Source organism: Deinococcus multiflagellatus (assembly GCF_020166415.1).
GTDB lineage: Bacteria > Deinococcota > Deinococci > Deinococcales > Deinococcaceae > Deinococcus > Deinococcus multiflagellatus.
On record NZ_JAIQXV010000001.1, the window covers coordinates 551,827 to 567,570 of the forward strand.

At 68.1% G+C, this 15,744-nt stretch carries 12 protein-coding genes; all 12 read right to left on the bottom strand.

The genetic code is table 11. The features are described 5' to 3' along the window. Positions 1-31: 31 nt before the first annotated feature. Positions 32-3,736: a D-glucuronyl C5-epimerase family protein gene (locus tag K7W41_RS02645; protein ID WP_224604389.1), complete on the bottom strand. Its 3,705-nt coding sequence runs from the start codon at positions 3,734-3,736 to the stop codon at positions 32-34. Then, positions 3,733-4,164: a hypothetical protein gene (locus K7W41_RS02650; protein WP_224604392.1), complete on the bottom strand. Its 432-nt coding sequence runs from the start codon at positions 4,162-4,164 to the stop codon at positions 3,733-3,735. Before K7W41_RS02650 ends, K7W41_RS02645 begins: the two co-directional genes overlap by 4 nt. Then, a complete protein-coding gene (locus K7W41_RS02655) occupies positions 4,161-5,753 on the bottom strand; it encodes a hypothetical protein (RefSeq protein WP_224604395.1) in 1,593 nt (530 codons plus the stop codon). Before K7W41_RS02655 ends, K7W41_RS02650 begins: the two co-directional genes overlap by 4 nt. Further along, positions 5,753-11,449 (bottom strand): peptidoglycan DD-metalloendopeptidase family protein, encoded by a 5,697-nt coding sequence (locus tag K7W41_RS23455; RefSeq protein WP_263489437.1) that lies wholly within the window; start codon positions 11,447-11,449, stop codon positions 5,753-5,755. The genes K7W41_RS02655 and K7W41_RS23455 overlap by 1 nt, the downstream gene beginning before the upstream one ends. A 193-nt stretch (positions 11,450-11,642) precedes the next feature. After that, complete coding sequence (locus K7W41_RS02670; RefSeq protein WP_224604398.1) at positions 11,643-12,173, bottom strand: hypothetical protein; 531 nt, start codon at positions 12,171-12,173, stop codon at positions 11,643-11,645. Positions 12,174-12,259: 86 nt separating this feature from the next. Then, on the bottom strand, positions 12,260-13,198 hold the full coding sequence (locus K7W41_RS02675) for a phage tail tube protein (protein WP_224604401.1): 939 nt from the start codon (positions 13,196-13,198) through the stop codon (positions 12,260-12,262). Next, on the bottom strand, positions 13,198-13,452 hold the full coding sequence (locus K7W41_RS02680; RefSeq protein ID WP_224604403.1) for a hypothetical protein: 255 nt from the start codon (positions 13,450-13,452) through the stop codon (positions 13,198-13,200). Before K7W41_RS02680 ends, K7W41_RS02675 begins: the two co-directional genes overlap by 1 nt. Then, positions 13,449-13,877: a hypothetical protein gene (locus tag K7W41_RS02685; protein ID WP_224604404.1), complete on the bottom strand. Its 429-nt coding sequence runs from the start codon at positions 13,875-13,877 to the stop codon at positions 13,449-13,451. Before K7W41_RS02685 ends, K7W41_RS02680 begins: the two co-directional genes overlap by 4 nt. Then, complete coding sequence (locus K7W41_RS02690; protein ID WP_224604407.1) at positions 13,874-14,320, bottom strand: hypothetical protein; 447 nt, start codon at positions 14,318-14,320, stop codon at positions 13,874-13,876. The genes K7W41_RS02685 and K7W41_RS02690 overlap by 4 nt, the downstream gene beginning before the upstream one ends. Next, positions 14,317-14,628 carry a hypothetical protein gene (locus tag K7W41_RS02695; RefSeq protein ID WP_224604410.1) on the bottom strand — a complete coding sequence of 104 codons (312 nt, stop codon included), beginning with the start codon at positions 14,626-14,628 and terminating at the stop codon, positions 14,317-14,319. The genes K7W41_RS02690 and K7W41_RS02695 overlap by 4 nt, the downstream gene beginning before the upstream one ends. Beyond that, positions 14,628-15,017 (bottom strand): TraB/GumN family protein, encoded by a 390-nt coding sequence (locus K7W41_RS02700; RefSeq protein ID WP_224604411.1) that lies wholly within the window; start codon positions 15,015-15,017, stop codon positions 14,628-14,630. The genes K7W41_RS02695 and K7W41_RS02700 overlap by 1 nt, the downstream gene beginning before the upstream one ends. Further along, on the bottom strand, positions 15,014-15,742 hold the full coding sequence (locus tag K7W41_RS02705; protein ID WP_224604413.1) for a hypothetical protein: 729 nt from the start codon (positions 15,740-15,742) through the stop codon (positions 15,014-15,016). Before K7W41_RS02705 ends, K7W41_RS02700 begins: the two co-directional genes overlap by 4 nt. Positions 15,743-15,744: the final 2 nt, after the last annotated feature.

Here is a 15,744-nt window from a genome sequence, read left to right on the forward strand (position 1 = left end):
CATGGATTCAGGGTGAAACTGGGCGTGACACCTACGCCAGAGAGGCCACCGCCGCCGCCCGCTCCGCACTGCCCAGGCTGCGCCCGTACCGGCGCCAGGCCCGCAGGTCACCGTTCAGGGGCAGGGTGCCGCCCGCCCGGTGCCCGACATACAAGGGGTCGGCCGGCATCGTCAGCCCGGCCGCCGACGCGGTGCCGACCCGGGTGGTCGCCAGCGTGCCGTTGAGGTACAGCCGCACCGCGTCCGCACCGCGCGCCGTGTCGATGTCGAGTACCACGTCATGCGTCCCGGCCGCAATCGGGATGTTGGCGTCGTTGTAGGCGGTGTTGGCCGTCACCGTCAACCCCGCGTACAGCGTGCCGTCCCCCACGTACAGCAGCAGGCGTCCCGGGGCCTCGTTGGCGTTGGTCCCCGCCTCGAAGATGATCTGGGTGCCGCCCGTGCTGTTCAGGGTCAGGCGCGCGGCGATGGTCAGCGCCGTGCCCCCGGGGTCCGCGTGGCTCAGCCCGCGCACCCCACCGCCCTGCAGCGGCCCGAACTGCACCCGGCGTGGCCCGGTCGCCATGAGCGGCCCGGTGCGCCCGGCTGGCACCGTGGCGTTTGCCGTGCCGACGCGGTCCACGACGGTCGTGACCTCCAGTCCAGCACCCGTGCTCTGCGACTCTGGATGCCACGCCCCGATGGGCTGCAGGGCCACGGTGCCGTCCAGCGCAATGCGCCCCCAGCCCGCGGGCTCGGCCGGCCCTTCCAGACCCCCGGTGGAGACGTTGTGCGAAAAGTAGAGGTGGCGCCCGAACACCACGGGGTTGAAAATCTTCGGCCGGCCGTTCTTGTGCTGCCACGTCTCATAGGGCCGCTGGAACTGCACGGCGGGGCCCGTCGCCTGCCAGTTCGCCGGGTTCAGCGGCGCCGCCCCCAGGCTCTGCTCTGCCCCGTTCCACCCGGCAAACAGCAGCACCGGCTGGCCACTGATCCACTCGACACTGGGGTCGGCCTGTTCCTGGGCATACCACGCCTGCCCTGTCACGAAGTCCAGCGGCGTGGTGATGAAGGTCCAGGGGCCGTCCAGGCTGCTGGCCGTGAAAATCCGGGCGGGGTAGTTGGCCGCCGCCGACAGCAGCTTGCAGGCCATGATCCAGGTGCCGTCCGGCGCGCGGGTGATGTCCGGGTCCGCGTGGCTCGCCAGTCCGTTCACCGCCACTGGGGTGGTCCAGGGGCCTTCCGGCACGGGGGCCGTGGCGTGCAGCATCGTGGTGCCCACGCTGCCCCAGAGGTGCCACACCCCGCTGGTGGGGTCCCGCATCAGGCACGGGTAGCGCACCGGCACGGTGGCCAGCTGCGTGCCCTCGGTCAGCCCTTCCAGCGTGGGCGCGGCGCGAATCACTGTCTGGGTCCTGTCGTCGTAGGCCAGCAGGTACCGGGTGCCGTCCTGCATGAGGTCGAATTCGTTCACGCCGGTGGGCCGCTCGCCCAGCAGGGGGCTGCGGGTCCCGGTCAGCAGCAGGTTGCTCCACAGCTGCGCGCGGGTGTCGAGTGCGGCCTCGGCCCGCTCGGCGGCCGTGAGCTGCCGGCTGTAGTACCGCCAGCCGCGCAAGGTGCCGTTGAAGCCTGCCCCCTGCGCCCACACGCCCACCTGCACCGGGGCGTTCAGGCCAGACGCGGGCGCGCTGCCGGTGGCGCTGCCCTCGATGACCTCACTGGCCTGCGCGCCGTCCACGTACAGGGCCAGCAGGGCGGTGGTGCTGAGCAGGTTGACCTCCAGGCTCACCGCGTGGCCGGTGTTCAGCGCGGCGGGGGCGCGCACGCTGTAGGTGCTGCCGTCCGCCTTGACCAGACTGGCGCCCAGGTAGGCCCCCTCGGCCCACAGCACCCAGCTGCCGGCCCCCGACCCCTGGCGCAGGATGCTCTGCCGGGCGCTGTTGCCGCCCGCCGGGTAGAGATAGGCGGCCACCGTCCAGGCCTGGGCGGCCGAGAGGTTGAGCCCCCCGTGCGCGAGGTACTCGCCGCCGCCGAACTGCAGGCGATTTTCGCCGTCCACCACGGTCATGACCGGGCCGGTGTTGGCGAAATCCGCATTCTGGGCTGGCGAGGCGGGCGCGGCGCTGTTCGGCACGGTCTGGGTGCGGCTGCCGGCGGCGGTGGGGGCCTGCTGGGCGTTGAAGGCCCCCAGGACCTGCAGGGTGGGCAGCGCGGCCGCGGTGACGACGCTCCAGTCGTACCAGCCTTTCCATTCGTTCGCGGTGGCCGTCCAGCCCAGGGCCTGGTTGATGCGCCACAGGGCCAGCCACAGGATCAGGTACACCCCCGGGTAGGTCTGCGTCTGCACCAACTGGGGCACACTGGGCTGGGTGAGGTGCGCCAGGTGGTAATAGAAGCTGCGGTTCTGGCCTGACCCCTGCAGCGCCGCGTAGGGCAGCAGGGTGAGCAGGGCCGCCTGAGAGCACTCGAACAGGTACCGGGCGCGGGTGCCCAGTGGGGTTCCGGCGCGCACCACCGACCAGTCATAGACGCCGATCAGGGCGTAGGCCCAGCCGTTGATGGTGTAGGTGTGCCGGGCCATGGGGTATTCCTCCAGGCTGGGCAGGTGGCTGGCGCCCTCGGCGAGCTGCGCGAGGCTGCCCCGGTTGCCCCCGGCGCCGATGGGGGTGTCGAGAAAGGTGAAAATTTTGTCGCCCAGCACGCGCCAGCGGTTGTCCTGGGTGACGTGGTACAGGCGGGCGAGCAGGGAGAGCGCCTGGCCCTGGGCGAGGCCACTGGTCCAGCCCGGGCGCATCAGGTCCGCCTGGTGCTGCAGCGGCCAGTCGTAGCGCAGGCCCCCGTCGGCGGCGGCGAGCACCTCCCAGCGGCCAGCCACGTTCAGGGCGAACGTGAGCGCACTCTGGCCTTCCTCGCCGGCCATGTAGGCGCTCAGCGCACTGAGGGCAAACTGCGCCTCGGTGGTGGGGTTCTCGCGCCACACGTCGCCGGTTTCGAGCGAGTACAGCACCTCGACCGCGCCGTCCTGGCGAAAACGCACGCGGGGCCCGGCGACGTGGCCGATCAGCCAGTGGTACTTCATGAGGTAGGGCTGCGTGATGCTGTAGGTGTAGCCGCTGGCCGCGAGGGGCACGGTCACGCTCTGGTAGGTGCCGGGGTTGGCGCGCAGGTAGTCGCCCGCTTCGTTCACCGCGTCGAGCGCCGCCTGGGTCGGCGTGATCTTCAGGCCCAGCGTGTGCGGCCGCGCGGGACTGATGACATCGGCATCTTTGGCCAGATCAACCAGCGCGGCGTTCAGGGTGATTGTGCCCTGCCGGTAATCTTCCGCGTATTGCTGCGCCTGCGCCAGGGTCAGCGGCAGCTGCCCCACGTACTGCAGGCCGCCCACCGGGGGGCTGCGGTAATCCCAGGTGTTCGCTGGGCCGCCCTCCATTTCGTAGGGCTCAATCGTGAACGTCTGCACTGCGTCGCGCCCGTCGATGGTCAGTGCCTCGCGCACCTCATACCGCGGTGCTCGGGGGCTGCCGTCCTCACGGTCGGAGCCCGGGAGCTTAAACGCGGTGTCCCCCGCACCCTTGAGCACCAGGGTGTCCCCGGCGCCCACCACGATGCGCGCGGAGAGTTCGCCAATGGTCGCCCCGGTGCCGTCCGCGAGGCGCTGCAGGGGGCGGAAGCGGATGGTGCCCACCTGCGTGCCTGCCGCAGGCAGGGCGGCGTGGCCGGGCCACGTGGGGCCGTTCGTCACGGTCAGTAGTTTCATACGCCTCCCGTCAGGCCGCGCGGCGTTCGCCCGGTGCGGCCCTGTGCGTCGGTGAAATTGGGTGAGGTCAGGTCATAGGTATGCGTGCCGCGCCAGGACAATCCACCGAAGCCCTTGGTGGGTTCCGATGCCTCAGCCAGTCGCAGCACGGTCAGCCACGGGTCGCCGTGGTACAGCCGCGTGGCGTTGTCTAGCAGGCTCACCAGCTCGCTCAGCGCCTCATTGGCCCGCTCCGGGTCCACCCCGCGCGCCACCCAGCTGACCGTGGCCTGTGCCGCCTGGGGCAGCACCACAGCGGTGCTGACGTACACGCGCCCCGTGGGGGTCTGTTCGACCGTGCCCAGGGGCCGCCAGCTGGGCAGGCTGATGCTGCACTCGGGGTTCAGGGGCACCCGCACGCCGCCCCCCTGCACGGCGAAGTAGCTCACAGGCCCCCCGTGCCGAACCGAACGGCTTCCAGCGTGGCGTCCCTGAGCGCGATCTGGCCCAGCCAGCGCTGCGCCCGCGCTTCTGCACCCTCCCGCTGACCAGCCTTCAGGACCGTAGAGAGGTCTTCCCCGGCCTTGATGTGCAGGCTGTATTCCTCTACTGGGTTTTCGTAGGTGCCCCCGGCTGCCTTCATAAGAGTCACTTTGGGCCGGGGCGTGACACGGCCCCGCACGCGGATCTGGGTGGGATCCCGCTGCGGCAGCACGAAGTGGAAGCCCGCAATGCCTTCGAGCACCTCAGCGTTGAACGCCTCCGGGCGCAGCTCGATCAGGCTGGCTGTCTGGGCGCCCTGGGTGGTGTAGGTGACCGTGGTACCGGCGGGCAGTTCGGCGCTGGGCGTGTAGATCCATTCGGTCAGGTAGGCCGTGCCGCCCGTGCGCGTGTAGACCGGCACCACCTGCACCACGACATTTCCGGCCAGGGTGATGGTCAGCTCCCCAACCTTCGTGCCGCGCGGCACCAGCACGTCGGTGGTCACGCTGGGCTCGGTGTTGTAGTCCGGCGCTTTGGTACCGTCCCCCGCCACCGCCAGCTCGACCCGGATGCGCCGGGCGGGCTCGGTGAGCGTCAGGGTCAGGCTGGCCTCGCCTGTTCCCCCCGAGGTACGCTTCAGGATCACGGTGGGGGCGCCATCGGTCTCGGTGCCCAGGCGGTCGGTCAGGGCAGCGTAACTGGTGATGGCCTCTGCGTTGTTCTTGGCGAAAGTGTGCGCCGTGACGCGCCAGGCCTGGGGGTCGTTGTATGTGATCTCGGTCCAGGCGGTGCCGTACTCGGCCTCGGCCGGGCTGCCTACCTCGGTCTGGATCAGGCTGCCGTCGCTCCACTGGCCCAGCGTGAACAGCACGCGCGTGACCAGCGCTTCACTGTCGGTGTCCTCATAGGTCACGGTGACGTCCGCCCCTTCGGTTAGGGCCAGCGTGTCGCCCACGCCCAGGGCGGCCGGGCGCAGGAACACCTTGCGGTCGGCGTTCACATCCCAGACCCCATGCCCAGTGGCAGCCAGGAAGTCGAACAACTCACTGGCCTTGCGGTTGCGCGCCGCGAACCCATCCAGCTCGACACCCAGGTCGGGAATCAGGGCCGCGTCATAGACAATCGCCTCGCCCAGCTGACCACTGGTGATCAGGTCCTGCAGCGCCGAACGAAGCTGCGCGCCCACATCGCCAGAGACGGGATCATTCACGATCCGCACTTCCTGCAACCTCTTTTTCAAACCGACAATTTTGAAGTTGCTGTGCCCTGGGGTCTCGCTGTTCCCGGTCTTCAGGGCCACCCCGGCAAATTCTCGGGTCCACGTGTCCTGGTCCTGCACATCCAGTTCCACCACATCGCGCTCACCAATGCCCAGGGTGGCCCACAGGCTCTGAAAGGTCAGTTCCAGGCAGCCCCCGAAGCCGGTGCGGCGCACCTCCATGCCGTTCGCCGGGGTGACGAACTGCATGGCCGGGTTCAGGTGCTCGTAGTAGCGTTCGTGCCGCAGGGTACCGTCCCAGTCGCGCACGGTCAGCCGGGCGTTCTGGACCGGCATCAGCGGCTCCCCGAGGTCAGGGTGCTGTGCGGTCCAGCCATGCGCTCTGCGGCCAGCAGCAACATTTCCCCGGCGCGGTAACTGAGCCGTGCGGCGTCCATCTGCAGCCGGGAGGCCGCCTCGGCACCCCGGATCAGGTCACGGGTACCGGACAGGATGTCGATCACGACAGTGGGCGCTCCGGCCTGGAAGGTGCTGCTGCCCGATCCGAAGCTGGGTGTGGTGCTGCCCGGATTGGTCACCGTGGGGGGCAGAGCCTTGTCGATCGCCGTTTTGATCGGTTTGAGCACCCCTTCAAGGGTCTTGGCGATGCCCGGTAGGGTCGCGCCGATCTGGCTAATGATGCTGGTCACGTCGCCCCCGGCGGCCAGGGTGGTGGTGAGTTCGGTCAACAGGTTGCCCAGGGCCCCTTTGAGGATCGCGCCCTGGATCAGGGCTTGGGTCACGGCGTCAATGAGGGCGCCCCGCACGCCTTCCCTGATACCGGTCAGTAGATCGCCCGTTCCGCTCAAGAAGCCTTTTATGCCGTTCTGGAATCCACCTAATACACCCGACTCAATCGCCTTGGCGATATTTGCGGCCAGATCGTTTACCTCACGAACAACCTGGGGCCCGCCGCCAAACAGGTCGGCAAAGAATCCTCTTGATCTCGTTGCGAAGGTCGAAAAGGCGTCAGCATTGATAAGCGAGAACTGCTTCCCGAAGTCCTCACGGGCTTTCGCAGCTTCAGCACGGGCTTTCTGGAAGCCACTAATGGCATCCGCGATGGAGCTGACCACCTTCACCGTCAGGCTCACCCAGGCACCAATGTCTGCCCCGCTGGTGGCCACCAGCTTCGCCACATCGACCGCCATGTCGGCCACCCGCGCGGTGGCGTTGGCCACCCCGTTCAGGTTCGCTTCCAGGTCACCGTTCCCCACGCTGCCCGCCAGCTGCGCGAACGCCCCGGCCAGCTCGCGCACATAGCCGGCGTAGGTCTGGAACTTCTGGAAACCCTGGGCGGTGCGCAGGGCACTGCCACCCAGCTTCTGCAGCTCCGCCGCCTGCGCGCGGTATTCGGCGGCAATCTCCGGGCGCCCGGCGAGGTCTGCCGCCCGGGCCAGGGCTTCCAGGCGTGGGACGGTCTCCATGGCTGCCGTCACGAAGTCCTGCAAGGTCATGGTGCCCTGCGTGAAGCCCTTGACGAGTGCCACGTTGCTGTCGGTCATGGCCAGCAGCTGTTCCTGTAACCCGTCCAGCGTGGGCTCCAGATCCCGGGCGGCGGGAATCAGCCCCAGGGTGGCGGTCAACAGGGCGCGCACACTGGCCGCCGCTTCGCCCCCCTCATCGCCTAGCGCGTCCAGGCTGGGCAGCAGGCGGGTGAGCACGTCCGCCTGTTCCAGCAGGACCGCGCTGTACGCCTCACCCGTGATGAGCCCGGCGGTGAACTGCGCATTTGCCTGATCCACGGCCGCTGTGATGCCGCTTAGGGTCTGCTCGAGGGGATTGGCCTCCCCGCTCTGGGCATAGCGCTCAAACAGTTCACTCAGGCGCCCGGTGGCGGCGGCCAACTGATCCCGCGCGCCGTCCACGGCCCCCTGGGCGGCCCCTTCCAGATCCGTGCCCTTGGCCAGCAGCGCCACCCGCTCCAGCAGCGGTAGCGCGGTCTTCAGGGCGTTGGCGTAGGCGCTGATGCCCGCCGCGTCCGCGCCCAACAGTCCATTCGGCCCCAGGGCGCCTTCCGCGTCGCTCAACCCCTGCACCACGGCACTCAGAGCGCCGTCCAGGTCAGCGGTGCGCAGGCTGCTGGCCGCCTCGGTCAGCACGCGGCTGAACTGCTGTGCGAAGGTGCTGTCCTTGCCGTCCAACTTGGTCAGCAGACTGTTGAGCAGGGTGCTGCCGACACTGGCGAGGTCCACGCCAGCCAGCCAGGTCTTCAGGCGCTCCGCGAAACGTTCACGGGCGGGGCCGCGCAATTCTTCCGGGGTGCCGTTGGTGATCTCTTCCGCGAGGCGGGCGGCCACCGCAGCAGCGTCCCCTTCGAACAGGGCGTCTACTCCGGCGAACGCGGCAGCGTCATTGGCGTTCTGTTCGGTGAGGGCCTGCAGATCCCGTAGGGCGTCGGACACGTACCCCACGCTTTCGGCCAGCCGCACCGCTTCGCTCTCGGCACTGCGGAAGAAGGCGGCGAGGTTCGTCTGTCCCAGGCGCTCGGCACTTTCGGCCTGCCGGGCGTAACTGCCGGCCAGGGCCAGCAGCGCCTGCGCGTACCCGTCCGCGTCGATCTCGCCCCGCTCATACTGGTCATTCAGATCGTCGAGGCGCTTGCTCTGCCCTTCCAGCCGCGCCTCGGTTTCCGCAAAGGCGTCACCAATCTGCGCGGCGCTGTCACTGAATCTGGGGATCAGCAGCAGCGCGGTTTCCAGCACGCTCGCGCTGATCTTGCCCTCTGCCGCCAGATCGCGCAGCGCCTGGGTAAACCCGGCCACCTCGCTGCTGAGCTTGGGCATGTTGTTGATGATTCTTGCCAGGGGGATCTGGCTGGGCACGCTCTGGCCACCGCGGGCGTCAATGCCGCCCAGGTTCAGGTTGCCCAGTTCAGCGAGGGCCGCCTGCCCCGCCTCTGCCCCCTCGATCAGTGCGTTCTTAATGGCCTGCTGCGCCACCTGCACGCGCTCGGCGCCCGCCTCGGCGGCCTGACCCAGGGCGGTGTAATAGGAGCGGTAAGCGGCCGTGACCGCGCCAGATTGCACCAGGGCGGCGCTGTCCTTGATCGCCCGGCGCTGGGCATCCGTGGCCCCCTGGGGGATTGAGGCCACCGCCTGGTCATAGGCGGCCCGGGCGGTGCGCTTCGCTTCGAGCAGCTGCGCGCCAGCCACCTGCCGGGCCTGTTCCGTGATGCGCCGGGCGTAGTTCTGTTCGACTTTCAGGGTGAGGCTCAGGTCACCCTCGGTCTGCTTCAAGCGGGCGGTGCGGGCCCGTTCAATGGCGTTCAGGGCGTCCTGTTCCGCGCTGGTGCGCTGGCGCAGCTGGTCCTGGCTGAGGCGGGTGAGCTGGGTTTCAGCCTGGGCCTGATCGCGCCGGATCGCTTCGGCCTTGCGTTTGGCCTCTTCTGCCTTGCGCTCGGCTTCACGGGTGGCCTGCTCACGTTCCCGCTCCTGACGCTCACGCATCTGCTGCTCACCAGCCAGGGCGTCACGGGCGCGCTGCAGGGCCTCACGCTGGGCTACGCCATCATCTGTAAATCCCTTGATCTTCGCGGCCAGGGCTTCCCGCTCGGCGCGCGTGCCACTCTCCTTCACCCGGGCTTCTTCGTCCGCGAGTTTGCGGGCCGCTGCCATCTGGGCCTGCACCTGTTTCTCGGTCGCGTCGGTGGCCGCGCGGGCGGTGCGCTCCGCGGTGGCCCGCACAGCTTCCAGCGCGGCGCGGTTGCTCTCCGACTGCTTCTCCCACTTCTGCAGCGCGGCGGTGGCCGTGTTCCAGGCCTTGGGGTCGTTGGCTTTCACTGCCGCGTCAATCGCGGCCTGCAACTGGCGGGCCTTGATGATCTGCGCGTCGGTAATCACCGTAGAGCGATTACTGGGGCCTGTCCCCCCTGCCGTGCCAGTGGGGGCAGGCCCAGACATGCCCAGGTTGGGGTTCGGGGTGAGGGTACGGGGGTCCAGGGGGCGGCCCTGGGCGTCCCGCACCTCGACGTGCAGATGCGGCCCGGAGCTCTGGCCCGTGCTGCCCGTGCGGCCCAGCAGGGTGCCGGCGGACACCTTGAGGTTACCCTGGGCCAGTTGCTTCTTCAGGTCTTCACTGATGCTGTTCAGGTGCCCGAGCAGGATCTGGCGGCCCTGCTGGTCAATGAGTTTGACCAGGTTGCCGAACCCGGACTTGTCCCACCCGGCGAAGGCAATGGTGCCGTCTGTGGGCGCGTAAACGCGGGTGTTCATCGGGGTGCCGATGTCCACCCCCTTGTGCGTGCCGTCCTCATACCCAGGCTTGCCGCGCATGCGCTGCGCGTAGGGGGTGGCCCCGAAGTCCTGCGTCACCTGGTACCCGCCCACACCCAGGGCCTTCAGGAACTCCGGCAGGGAAATCAGGCCCAGCGCGTCCTGCACCCGGACCACGCTGGCATTCCCCTGCATGATGGCGCCGTTCGTCCGGCTGCCCACCGTGTTCAGGCTGTCCTGCCCGGCGAACACGGTTTCAATGCCCCACTGCGCGCCCTGCTGCGCCCCGGCGAAGACGTTCCCCGCCCCGTTGCGGGCAATGTCCGCTAGGGCGTCCCACTGGCTGGCAAACGCCCCGCGCGCGGTCTGCAGGGCGCCGGTCAGGTCACCACTCATCAGCTGCTTCCACGCGGTCTGCAGCGCGGTGAGGCTGGTCATGGTGGTGCTGAACAGCCGCTGAATCTCACTCAGCGCCGCGTCAATGCCGCCCTTCAGGCCGCCGGTCACGATCATGCCGAAGCCCAGGAGGGCGGTGGCCACTCCGCCCACCAGGGCGCCCAGGTCTCCGAGGAAAGCAATGAGCACCTTGACCGCCTGCGCGGTCTGGGTGAGGAACACGGCCGTTTCTTTCAGGGCGGGGACGAGGGTGCCGCGGTTCTCGCGTGCCCAGTCCATCGCGCTCTGGATCGCGCGGGTGGTCTCCCGGGTGAGGGCGGCCACCACCGGCATCAGTTCGCGCCCGATTTCCTCCCGCGCTTCAGTGATGGCGCGCTTGTTTTCCTGCTGGGCGCGGGTGTAATCGTTCAGCACCGCGTCCAGGGCATCGACTTCGGTGGCGGTGGCCTTCATAACCAGATTGGCCACCATCTGGGCGCGCTGCATTTCATTCAGCTCGTCGGCGGTTTTGCCAATGGACTTCGCGTACTTGTCCATGGCGGGGCCCAGGTTCTCGCTGATGCCGATGCTGTTGAGAGCCGCGCTCAGACCCGTCACAGCCGCGTCCGCTACCCGGTCGAAACCATCCTCAGCGCTGCGCCCGAAGGCGATGGCACTGGCCGCAGCGCCGGTCATGGTTTGTTCGAGCACGCCCATGTCGCGGAAGCCGGCGCGCACCAGGACCGTGATGCTGTCCTTGACGCTGGTCATGCTGGCCCCGAACCGCTGCGCGAGACGCTGCGCGGTGGCGTCCGCCTCCACGAGCGGCACCTTGAACCGTTTCATGGTCAGTTCGAACACCTTGACCGTGGTGTCCGCCTTGTTCGCCTGATCCGCCAGACTGCGCATTCCTGCCGCAAGCTGCTGCAGACCCCCAATAATCTGCGGGCCAATCACGGCCAGCAGGCCCGCGCGCAGGGTGTTCAAACCCGACGTGGCCCCCTGCGCCAACCCCCCGATCTGACTGGTAAGGCTGTTTGCATGGGCCTGCTGCTGGGCGGCCTGGGCGGCGGCAGCAGCGGCGCGCGCGGCAGCGTCAGCCTGCCGCCGCTGAGCTTCGGTGGCGGCGTTTGATGCGCGGGTCAGGCCATTCAGCTGGCTCTGCACCTGCGCGGCAGCCTGGGCGAGGCGGGTGGCTTCGGTGCTGCCGGCCGCGAAGCCACGGCTGGCGGTGAGCAGGCCGTCGCGCACCCGTTCCAGCTGCGTGCGGGTCTGCGCGCTGTTCGTGCCCGTGGCGCGCAGCTCGTTGTTCATCTGCCCGATCAGGCGGGACAGGTTGGTGACGTCGTTGGCACCCGTAACACCGGCGTTGATTCTGAGCAGGATGTCGTCAGGGGTCGCCATGGTTTTAGCCTGAAACCGGGCGTGACACCCAATGGACAAACCCCCGCCGGGCGGGGGTCAGTCGGTTGGGCGGCCAGGTTGGGCGCGGCGCCACCACTCATCTTTTGCGTCCTCACCCCTGGCCCAGTAGTACACCCCGAGGTCGAAAGACAACCGCTCGCGTTCCGTGGTCCCTTCAGGCCAGGGCACCAGCTCACTCGGCCGCTTGCTGTACCTCTTCCCCACCTGATCCAGCACGGTCCCCCACTCCATCAGGAAACATCTTGGTTTCCGCCACCTCGCGGGCGGTGGCCGTGCCGATCTGGCTGTGCTGGCGCACGTAGGTGAGCAGGATGTTGAAGTCCGGCCCCAGGCCCAGGTCCGGCAGCGCGCGGTTGCCTTCATACCAGCCGATCAACTCATCGAGGGTCGGGCTGACGCAGGCGCGCTCCAGCAGGCTCACCTTGCCGCCGTGCTCCATCCCCACCACAAGGTCGGGGAATTGAACCAGGTCTTCAAGTACTTCATCGGCGCGCTCATCGCCGGCCAGGATCTTTTTCAGCAGGTTGCTGCCTTCCATGGCATTCTCAGCGCCCACCCGGGTGATGGCGGCGGTCACCATCTCACGCATGCTGGCCTGCGAGTTTGCCTGCAGGTCCACCTTGCGGATCTTGACCACCACGCCTGTGCTCAGCGTCACTTCTTCAAAGAAGTTTTTCAGGACCGGCCGTTTTGATCTGTTCACATCCGCAGTGTGGTTGGGCGCGTGACACCCACCGGAACGGGAAACCCCCGCGCGCAGGGCGGCGGGGGCAGGTCAGCGTTCCGGGTTCAGGCTGGCAGCGCGATCTCGTATTCCGCCAGGGTGTCTTCACTGACCCCCACGGCTTCATACGGCACCACCACGCGCTCCATGCCGGACGGCACGTTCACGCTGTTGACCTCGGCGGTGTCCACGGTGAACTTCAGCGTCTTGGGCGTCGCGCCGGGCAGGGTGAAGCCACTCTCCACCTTCACCAGCGTGTTCTGCTCGTAGGCATCGCGCAGGGCGGTCACCAGCACGGGCAGGCTGAAGGTGGTGGTGATGGTGGGGCTGTCGGTGCGCTCCCACCCCACGGGGTAATCCGCCAGGGCCGCGTTCGTGCCGTTGGCGCCGTCCACCACCTGCATCGGGATCTGAATGTTGACCCCGCCGGTTTCAGGCTTGTACAGCACGTCGTTGATTTTGAGCCACCAGTGCTTGAACTGCAGCTGATCGTCGGGCGTGACCGGCGCGGTGACGGCCGCCACGAGTTTCTGGCTGCTGGTGACCATGAAGCTGATCTGGGCGGTGACATTCGCGCGGCTGTTCACGCTGATCTGAATGCTGCCCACCTGCACATCCTGGGCCACGCGGTCGCCGGTGGGGTGCAGCTGCCAGATGGTCAGCGGAATACCGGGGGCCAGGTTGTCGAAATTCATGTCGGACGGGGTGATCACGTTCGTGGCCACCGGCCCCAACACCTTCAGCAGCTCCTTGAGTGCCGCCATGGTCAGTTCCACGGTGACGGTGCGGGCATCGGCCTGCACGCCCTGCACACGGCTGCGGCGGTTGCGGATCGTACCGTTGGACCCTTCGTCCTTGGTGCGGATCAGCTGCTCGAGCGGGGGCATGAACTGCGTGGCCTTCAGGGTGTGGGTGGGTGCAGCGGCGGCGCTGCCCACGGCGGTCTGCAGCGCGAACATGATGCCGCCGAACCGGCCCAGGTTTGGACGTTTATCCCAGGGCATTATTTACCGTCCTTTGCGCGCTTCTCAGGCGCGGCGGGCGTGGGGGCGAGGGTCTGGTCCGTCTGCCCCTCGGCTTCAGCGGGTGCGCTCTCAACCTTCGGGGCCGTCGAAGTCACGTAGTAGCCGGTGGCCTTGATGGCCTTCTCGTGTGCTTCATCACGGGCGCGCACCTTCACGCCCGGGCCCACCTTGCCCACACCGGCAATCGTGCCCTCGGGGGCATCTTTCTTCCCTTCAAACCATTTGTCGCTCATTCGGGTGCCTCCTCATCGGCGTCCAGTGAGAATTCGATGTCCAGCCGCGTACCACTGACGCTGAACCCCTCATCCACGAACAGCTGCTCACCCTGGTACAGCAGCAGGGCGCTTGGATCTTCGTAATCCCGGCAGACCCGCTGCACGGCCTGCACCACCTGCAGGCGCCGGGCAGTACCTGCGCGGGCGTACTCCGGGCTGTTGGGTACGTCCATGACCATGACCACGAACACGGGCACGCGCAGGCGGGTGGTCTGCCCCTGGTCAGCGGTCTGACCGTCTGCCGGTTCGATGCTTTCCGTGGTTACCCAGATCTGGCCGGGCGCCAATTCAGATTCCACCGGCGGGCGGGCCAGCACGGAGTACTGGGGCAGCAGCTCACGCAGCTGATCCTCCAGCGCCGCGATCACGCTGAGAGGCTTCACGACAGCCTCTGGCGCAATGCCTGGCGCAGCATGCCGGGGAAGCGTTCCTGCAGGGCCTTCGCCGCGTCATCCGCCCAGGGCTTGCGTGGCAAGGTGACGCTCTTGGATTGTCGCCACCCCACGCCCGGGATGTAGTACTTCAGCATGGGCGCGGCCTTGGCTGTGATGGTCATGCCCTTGTTGTGCACCAGCCCGTAGAAGAGGCTGCCCAGGCTCAGCTGGGCGCCATGCGGCGTGGGCCGCATGTAGGTGCGGATGGACCGGTGCAGGGCGCCACTGCGGACATTCAGACCACGGCTGCCGCCCTTGGAGACGTTGCGCCGCGCTTCCTCCCGCAGGAAGTCCCGCGCGGTGTTCATGGCCGTGCGGGTGGCTTCGAGCGGGGCCCCTTCCAGGCGCTGCAGGGTGCGGGGCAACTTGGCGTCGGTGCGAATGACAATCATGGCCGCACCGTCTCACGCACCGCGCGCAGGTACACCGTCCAGGTTCCGGCATCACGCTGGATACCATTGCGCAGGATGGTGTAGGCGATGCCGTCAATGGTCACGCGCCTGTTCTCTGCGAGGTCAGCAGGGGGCGTGCCGAACACGGTGTAGACCGTGACTTTGTGGGTGGGGTTGTCAGTGAGCGCCCCACCTTGGGGACCACTGGCCAGACCCAGTGCGAGGGGCACGAGTTCCACCCGGCTGCACTTGATCCGGCCCCCGCCCTCGGTAGTGAGCCATAGGAACGGACGGGCATCGACTGGCATTACCAGTTCCCCCGGGTGGGCACGGCGCCACTCACCGGTCCCCAGCTCTGCTGGGCACCGGGCACCATGGCCGTGATGCCGGCCAGGGCATCCATCTGCCGCTGCGTGGCTTCCAGACCCTGAATCTTCCGGTCGATCCGGGCTTTCAGGCCCTTATCCACCTCGTATTCCGTGTTGTCTTTCAGCAGGCGCGCGGCCGTGGCCCAGGGGCGGACGTGGAACTGCGCGGCGGGGTCGGTGGGCGGCGCGTCACGTACCCCATCCACGCTCAGCGCGCGGCTCAGGGTGGTGTCATCCGTCTCCGCGCCATAGTTGGCCCCCAGCGCATCCCGCAGGTGCTGCAGGGCCACTGCCGGGGTGAGCGGGAAGGTGGGGGCCGTGAGGGTCACTGCTGGGCCTTCCGATCAGCCAGCAGCTGCTGGTACGCCTTCACAGTCTTCCCGCCGATGCCGTTGATCTGCTGCACCGGGCTTTCGGTCTGACCTTCCGCCACCTTCAGGCCCGCTTCCAGCTTCTCCATCGTGTCGAAGCCGTTGTCGAGCAGCAGGGTGCGGAATGCGATGTCATCCGGCAGGGGCGTGCCGGTGGCCGGGGCGTCCGGCTCAGTGGAGGGCTCACCGGTGGAATCCCCCTGCGCCTCACTGCCCTGGTCCGGGGCAGCCTCGCTTTCCAGGGGCGGCACCAGGGCCTGCAGGTCAGTCACCTGCAGGCGCAGCTCACCAGTCTCGCGCTCCAACTCCAGAATGCGGACCTGTGCCTGATCCAGCAGCTGGCGATTGGTCTCGGCGCCGCCCTTGATGTTGCGGATCAGGTCAGCGGGGGCAATGCCCTGCCCAGGCACCCACCCCATGGCGTCCAACACCGCACCAAGTTCGGCGTCGCTCTTGTCGAGGTCTGCTTTCAGGTCACGGTTGGCCTGCAGCAGGTCCTCAACATCTGCCCCCGCGTCCGGCTCAGCGGCCTCCCCGTCATACACGGGGGCGCCGCTGGCCATAGCGATGGCGGCGGGCACCTCAAGGAACGGCTGTTCAGCCGTCGCCTTGAAGGGCCCGAAGCGCTCACCGTTCTTGGTGTAGGTGCGCGCCAGTTCAGTCACCTTCACGGTCTGCGTCATGC

What these genes read in the sequence shown, in the direction of transcription:
- K7W41_RS02690 (WP_224604407.1), bottom strand. Translation starts at nt 14,320, where the DNA reads ATGATTGTCATTCGCACCGACGCCAAGTTGCCCCGCACCCTGCAGCGC.
- K7W41_RS02645 (WP_224604389.1), bottom strand. Translation starts at nt 3,736, where the DNA reads ATGAAACTACTGACCGTGACGAACGGCCCCACGTGGCCCGGCCACGCC.
- K7W41_RS23455 (WP_263489437.1), bottom strand. Translation starts at nt 11,449, where the DNA reads ATGGCGACCCCTGACGACATCCTGCTCAGAATCAACGCCGGTGTTACG.
- K7W41_RS02675 (WP_224604401.1), bottom strand. Translation starts at nt 13,198, where the DNA reads ATGCCCTGGGATAAACGTCCAAACCTGGGCCGGTTCGGCGGCATCATG.
- K7W41_RS02695 (WP_224604410.1), bottom strand. Translation starts at nt 14,628, where the DNA reads ATGCCAGTCGATGCCCGTCCGTTCCTATGGCTCACTACCGAGGGCGGG.
- K7W41_RS02705 (WP_224604413.1), bottom strand. Translation starts at nt 15,742, where the DNA reads ATGACGCAGACCGTGAAGGTGACTGAACTGGCGCGCACCTACACCAAG.
- K7W41_RS02655 (WP_224604395.1), bottom strand. Translation starts at nt 5,753, where the DNA reads ATGCCGGTCCAGAACGCCCGGCTGACCGTGCGCGACTGGGACGGTACC.
- K7W41_RS02680 (WP_224604403.1), bottom strand. Translation starts at nt 13,452, where the DNA reads ATGAGCGACAAATGGTTTGAAGGGAAGAAAGATGCCCCCGAGGGCACG.